This window comes from Kitasatospora sp. SUK 42, from assembly GCF_015776785.2.
Taxonomy (GTDB): domain Bacteria; phylum Actinomycetota; class Actinomycetes; order Streptomycetales; family Streptomycetaceae; genus Kitasatospora.
The window spans coordinates 950,268-956,763 of the sequence record NZ_LFMD02000002.1 but is presented as its reverse complement, the minus strand read 5'-3'; the positions used below and the strand labels follow the sequence as shown (position 1 = coordinate 956,763).

General features: G+C 73.0%; 5 protein-coding genes. 2 read left to right on the top strand and 3 right to left on the bottom strand.

Annotated elements, in window-relative coordinates; all coding sequences use genetic code 11:
* From RZ50_RS03980 to RZ50_RS03970, 3 genes are all read right to left on the bottom strand, one after another.
* Positions 1-261 (bottom strand): hypothetical protein (locus tag RZ50_RS03980; RefSeq protein ID WP_217680225.1); only part of this gene is annotated, 261 nt, incomplete at its 3' end.
* Between the two features lie 330 nt (positions 262-591).
* Positions 592-1,722 (bottom strand): cell wall metabolism sensor histidine kinase WalK, encoded by a 1,131-nt coding sequence (locus RZ50_RS03975; protein WP_196949489.1) that lies wholly within the window; start codon positions 1,720-1,722, stop codon positions 592-594.
* A gap of 81 nt (positions 1,723-1,803) precedes the next feature.
* Positions 1,804-2,541 carry a response regulator transcription factor gene (locus tag RZ50_RS03970; RefSeq protein ID WP_196949490.1) on the bottom strand — a complete coding sequence of 246 codons (738 nt, stop codon included), beginning with the start codon at positions 2,539-2,541 and terminating at the stop codon, positions 1,804-1,806.
* 560 nt (positions 2,542-3,101) lie between these two features.
* Between RZ50_RS03970 and RZ50_RS03965 the strand changes: the two genes are divergently transcribed.
* Both RZ50_RS03965 and lon read left to right on the top strand, forming a co-directional pair.
* Positions 3,102-3,896, top strand: a complete 795-nt coding sequence (locus RZ50_RS03965) for a rhomboid-like protein (protein ID WP_196949491.1) — start codon at positions 3,102-3,104, stop codon at positions 3,894-3,896.
* Between the two features lie 176 nt (positions 3,897-4,072).
* Positions 4,073-6,469, top strand: a complete 2,397-nt coding sequence (gene lon / locus RZ50_RS03960) for an endopeptidase La (RefSeq protein WP_196949492.1) — start codon at positions 4,073-4,075, stop codon at positions 6,467-6,469.
* Positions 6,470-6,496 lie beyond the last annotated feature (27 nt).

Here is a 6,496-nt window from a genome sequence, read left to right as displayed (position 1 = left end):
CGCGGGTGCAGCCGGAGCAGCAGCGGCGGGCACGGGGGCAGCGGCAGGGGTCGGCGTGGGGCCGGCCTGGGTCGCGGCCTGGGTCACTGGGGTCACCTCGGTACCGGGCTTGTAGTCGGCGAAAAAGTCCCACCAGGCTCGGTCGACCGAGTTCGGGTCCTGGAGGTACTGCTGGTAGATCTCATCGACGAGCCACTCATTGGGACCGAAGCCAGTGGAGCTTGCCGAGCTGTTGGGGGTTTCAGGGGACTGTGGCGACACGGCGGCAACCGCCCTCTTCCGCTTCCTTTTGGGATGTTTGGACAGCGGGGATTAAGGCTACGCCCCTGACCAGTGATCGCGCAGTCCCCGGGCCCCAGGCGTCGCCCAGATCACAGTCCTGACCTGCAGTTTGGCTGAAAAAGTACGTTAGAAAGCCGTATCTGAGGGGAACCGATCAGGCCCGATCGGCCCTCAAACCCGGGCGAAACCGGACAAAAGCCCAGCTGAATCCCCAGATGATCTTTGTGTGTGGCTGTGTCGGATCTGTGACAAATGTCCCTACTCGCCCGACCCGGCCGCCGGCGGCGCCCGCCGGCCTGCTCCGTCCGCTCAGCGCGGCCCGGGCAGCCGGACCTCGATCCGGCAGCCGCTCGGCGACTCCGCCACCGCGATCCGTCCGCCGTGCAGGTCCACCGCCCAGCGGGCGATGGCCAGGCCCAGCCCGGTGCCGCCGTCCGCGCCGGGTCCGGCGGCGGTCGCGGTGCCGCTGCGGCTGAACCGCTCGAAGACCCGGCTGCGGTCGGCGGGCGGGATGCCCGGGCCCTCGTCCTGGACCTCCAGCAGCAGGCCGCCCTCCTCGCCGTCGGGCCGGGCGCGCACCGTCACCGTGCCGCCGGGCGGGGAGTGCTTGCAGGCGTTGTCGACCAGGTTGGCGACCACCTGGTGGAGCCGCTCGGGATCCGCGACGGCGGTCAGGCCGGCCGGGGTGACCTCCAGGGCCAGCCGGACGTCACCGCGCCGGGAGAAGGCCCCGCCGGCCGTCGCGCCGTCCACCGTGACCCCGCGCAGCACGCCGTCCAGGAACTCGCGCACCTCGAAGGGGCGGGCGTCCAGGTCCACCACGCCGTCGTCGATCTTGGAGAGGTCCAGCAGGTGGGTGACCAGGCGGCCGAGCCGCTCGGTCTGCTCCAGCGCGGCCTCCAGGGTCGCCGGATTGGGCTGGACGACGCCGTCCACCACGTTCTCCAGTACGGCGCGCAGTGCGGCGATGGGCGTGCGCAGCTCGTGCGAGACGTTGGCGACCAGCTCGCGGCGGTGCCGGTCGGCGGCCTGGAGGTCGGCGGCCATGGCGTTGAAGGCGGCCGCCAGCTCGCCGATCTCGTCGCGCGAGTTCACCTCGACCCGGCGACTGTAGTCGCCGGAGGCCATCGCGCGGGCGGCGGCCGTCATCTCGCGCAGGGGGGCGGTCAGCCCGTGCGCGAGGAACTGCATGAACAGCAGCGAGGCGATCATCGAGAAGAGCATGATGATCCGGATCTGGGTCTCGGACCGGATCGCCACCACGACCATCCCGGTGGCCAGGAACACGGAGACGATCACCAGCAGGGCGAGCTTGCCCTTGATCGAGCGGACCGGGTCGAGCGGCCGGATGTCGGCCCAGACCCGGTGGGCCGCCCGGGCGGCCAGTGTCTGCGGGCGCGCGCCGTCGGCGTCCCCGTTGCGTTGCTGTGGAAAGGTCATCGGTCCCTGTGATCCCCGCGTGGTCGCGCGGCGGTGCCGGGACGCGGGCCCCCCGGCGGCCCGTCGCCCGTGGCGCCGCCCCTAGGAGAGCGGGGCCTCCAGTGCGTAGCCGACACCGTGGACGGTGCGGATCCAGCTGGCGCCGATCTTGCGGCGCAGCGCCTTGACGTGGCTGTCGACGGTGCGGGTGCCGGACGCGTCGGTCCAGTCCCAGACCTCGGCCAGCAACTGCTCGCGGGTGAGCACCGCGCGCGGCTGGGCGGCCAGGCAGGCGAGCAGGTCGAACTCGGTCGGCGTCAGGTGGACGTCGCCCGAGGCCAGCCGGACCCGGCGCTGCACGTGGTCGATCTCCAGTTCGCCGAAGCGCAGGCTGCCGAGCGCGGGCGTGCGGGCGGCCTGCTGGGCGCGCTCGACCCGGCGCAGCAGCACGTTGACCCGGGCGGCCAGCTCGCGCATCGAGAACGGCTTGGTCATGTAGTCGTCCGCGCCGACGCCGAGGCCGACCAGCAGGTCCGTCTCGTCGTCGCGCGCGGTCAGCATCAGCACCGGCACCGGGCGCTGGGCCTGGATCCGGCGGCACACCTCCAGGCCGTCGAAGCCGGGGAGCATGATGTCCAGCACGACCAGGTCCGGCTGCCAGGTGTGGAAGCCGTCCACCGCGCCGGGGCCGTCGTGGGCCACGGCGACCTTGAAGCCCTCCGCGCCCAGTCGGGCCGCGATCGACTCGGCGATCGTGGGCTCGTCCTCCACCACCAGCACTCTGCGCTGGCTGCTCACCGCGCCGCCGGTGTTGTGGTTGTCCTGCTGAATCTCTGTCACGGTCACGCCACCGCCCCCAGGGCTGCGGGCCGGCCACCCGTGGGGATGGCGGGCTCCGCTCGTAGTCTTGTTCCGTCGTGGACTGTGCCGGGTCCGCCGTCCCGTCGCGCGCTCGGGAGCCGAGGGCGGATTGTCGGCCGCCCGCTTCTCCCGCGCACTTCGCAGCGTACGGACAGTGGATGCTTCCCGGCAGGTGGACCGGACGTTTCCGGCCCGTGGGCCGGCTGTCGGGCCGCCCTCGGGCCCACTGCACGAGTGGGCACGGGCCGATACCTTACCCGGCGAATTTTCACTGTGTAACGGTACGTATGCAGCCTAATTGACGCCAAGTCGCCGGTCAGAGGCCCTACTGACCCGTTAATCGGGAGAAGGTCCAGACCAATGTCGGGAATCCGGGGCGCCCGTGCGTCGACGGTCTTCACCGGCTTTTCTCAGGTGCCTCTCAGAACCTCGACGTACCGTGACCGCGACAACACACCGCCGGTCGGAATCCGGCGTGCGCGCCGGTACGTTGGGCTCCTGGCGAGACCGGTGGTCGCGGGCGTCGAGCGGAGGGCGGCATGGCTGGAGTGCGGCGGGGCGCCGACGGGTGCGCACCCCTGGGGGCGCCGTACGGAATGCTCCGGTACGGGCTGCGCACCGGCGTCTTCGAGTGGCTGCTGGAGCGGCTGCCGACGCCTCGGCGCAACCCGTTCACGCTCGGATATCTCGCCGTGGTCGGAGCCACCACGACCTTCGCCAAAGTCGCCGATCCGGAACTCGTGCAGCGCTTGCAGGAGGCCTCCAGTTCGGACGGGCACAACCTGCTGCAGCACCCTTTGCGCGCTCTTGTACTGAGCGGTTTCTGGGTGGCCGGCGAGGTGTGGATGCCGTACCTGTGGGGCTTCGCCTTCACCCTCGCGCCGCTGGAGCGCAAGGTCGGCCCGGCCCGGGCCGCGGCGGTCTTCGCGATCGGGCACGTCGCGGCGACGCTGCTCTCCCAGGGCGTGGTGATCACCGCGGTGGAGACCGGGCGGATGGCGCCCGAGGCGATGGACTATCTGGACATCGGGGTCAGCTACGGCGTGCTCGCCTGCCTGGGTGCGGTGGCCGGGCTGCTCTCCTGGCGCGGGCGGCTGCTGGCGCTGGGTGGGGCCGGGCTGATGATCGTCGAGCAGATCGCCACCGACCGGGACGTGGTCACCGCGGTGGGGCACCCGGCCGCGGTGCTCACCGGGGTGGCGCTGTGGCGCTGGCTGCGCAGGGTGGAGCGGCGCCCGCCCCGGCCGCGCCCGCACTCGGCGGTGGCCGTGGCCCCGGTGGCCGGTGCCGCCCCCGCGCCGGTGCGGGGCGCCCGGCCGTCCGCCGCGCGCTGAGCCTCCCGGCCGCCTCCCCGTGCTCCGGGGCGGGGTTTCCCGCGCTTTTGACGACGCCTCCCGTGCGCCTTCCCCGCCGATTCACCGTTCGCTCACGGCGAACAAGGTGTCGGGAACATCCGGGGCTCGCAAAGCCTTAGTCAGGTCGACTCAAGTTCGCTGACTGGGGAGAGATCATGGCATCGACGTCCACACCGCTCACCCTGCCCGTGCTGCCGTTGGACGACGAGGTCGTCCTGCCGGGCATGGTCGTCCCGCTGGACCTGAAGGACGCCGAGGTGCGCGCCGCGGTCGAGGCCGCCCGCGCCGCGGCCACCGGCTCCGGCAAGCCGCAGGTCCTGCTGGTCCCGCGGGTGGACGGCTCGTACGCGGCGGCCGGAACGCTGGCCACGGTGGAGCAGGTCGGCCGGCTGGCCGACGGAGACCCCGCGGCGCTGGTGCGCGCCGTCCGCCGGGTCCGGATCGGGGTCGGCACCACCGGCCCCGGCGCCGCCCTCTGGGTGGAGACCACGCCCTTCCGCGAGTCCTCGGTGGGCATGCCGGTGGCCGGGCGGGCCGCCGAGCTGGTCAGGGAGTACAAGGCGCTGTCCACCCAGTGGCTGCGCAAGCGCGGCGCCTGGCAGATCGTCGACCGGGTGGCCCAGATCGAGGGCGTCGGCGAGCTCGCCGACAACATCGGCTACGCGCCCTTCGCCACCGCCGAGCAGAAGCTCAAGGTGCTGCTGGAGGCCGACCAGGTCGCCCGCCTGGAGTACGCGCTCACCCTGCTGCGCGACCACCTCGCCGAGGAGGAGGTCAACGACACCATCCGCAAGGACGTCGAGGAGGGCGTCGCCAAGCAGCAGAAGGAGTTCCTGCTCCGCCGCCAGCTGGAGGCCGTCCGCAAGGAGCTGGCCGAGCTGAACGGCGACCCTGCCGACGAGGAGGGCGACTACCGCGCCCGGGTCGAGGCCGCCGACCTGCCCGGGAAGGTCCGCGAGGCCGCGCTCAAGGAGGTCGACAAGCTGGAGCGCGCCTCCGACCAGTCCCCGGAGGGCTCCTGGATCCGCACCTGGCTGGACACCGTCCTGGAGCTGCCCTGGAACGAGCGCACCGAGGACGCGTACGACATCGCCGGCGCCCGCACCGTGCTGGACGCCGACCACTCCGGGCTGGCGGACGTCAAGGAGCGGATCGTCGAGTACCTCGCGGTGCGCAAGCGCCGGGCGGACCAGGGGCTCGGCCTGGTCGGCGGACGCCGGGGCGGCGCGGTGCTGGCCCTGGTCGGCCCGCCCGGCGTCGGCAAGACCTCGCTCGGCGAGTCGGTGGCCCGCGCCATGGGCCGCAAGTTCGTCCGGGTCGCGCTCGGCGGCGTCCGGGACGAGGCCGAGATCCGCGGCCACCGGCGCACCTACGTCGGCGCGCTGCCCGGCCGGCTGGTGCGGGCGATCAAGGAGGCCGGCTCGATGAACCCGGTCGTCCTGCTGGACGAGATCGACAAGGTCGGCTCCGACTACCGGGGCGACCCGGCCGCCGCCCTGCTGGAGGTGCTGGACCCGGCGCAGAACCACACCTTCCGGGACCACTACCTGGAGGTCGAGCTCGACCTCTCCGACGTGGTCTTCCTCGCCACCGCCAACGTGCTGGAGGCCATCCCCGAGCCGCTGCTCGACCGGATGGAGCTGGTCCGCCTGGACGGCTACACCGAGGACGAGAAGGTCGTCATCGCCCGCGACCACCTGCTCCCGCGCCAGCTGGAGAAGGCCGGTCTCGGCGGCGAGCAGGTCACCGTGGACGAGGAGGCACTGCGCCGGCTCGCGGGGGAGTACACCCGGGAGGCGGGCGTGCGGAACCTGGAACGCGCCATCGCCCGGGTGCTGCGCAAGCTCGCCGCCCAGGCCGAGCTGGGCGAGCGCGAGCTGCCCGCCGCAGTCGGCGCGGCGGACCTGCGCGCCCTGATCGGCCGGCCGCACCACGTGCCGGAGTCCGCCCAGGAGCCCGCCGAGCGGCGCACCGCCGTCCCCGGCGTGGCCACCGGCCTGGCGGTCACCGGTGCCGGCGGCGACGTCCTCTACATCGAGGCCTCGCTGGCCGACGCCGAGACCGGCGGCACCGGGCTGACCCTCACCGGGCAGCTGGGCGACGTGATGAAGGAGTCCGCGCACATCGCGCTCTCCTACCTGCGGTCGCGCGGCGCCGAGCTGGAGCTGCCCGTCACCTCGCTGCGCGACCGAGGCGTGCACCTGCACGTCCCGGCCGGGGCCGTCCCCAAGGACGGGCCGAGCGCCGGCATCACCATGACCACGGCGCTGGCCTCGCTGCTCTCGGGCCGCAAGGTGCGCACCGACGTGGCGATGACCGGTGAGGTGTCGCTGACCGGGCGGGTGCTGCCGATCGGCGGGGTGAAGCAGAAGCTGCTCGCCGCCGACCGGGCCGGCGTCACCACGGTGATCATCCCCAAGCGCAACGAGGCCGACCTGGACGACGTCCCGGCCGAGGTGCTGGAGCGGCTCACCGTCCACCCGGTGGCGGACGTGCGCGAGGTGCTGAAGCTGGCCCTGGAGCCCGCCGAGGTGCTGGTCGCCGCCGCCTGACGGCTGCGGCGCTGATCAACGGGAGGA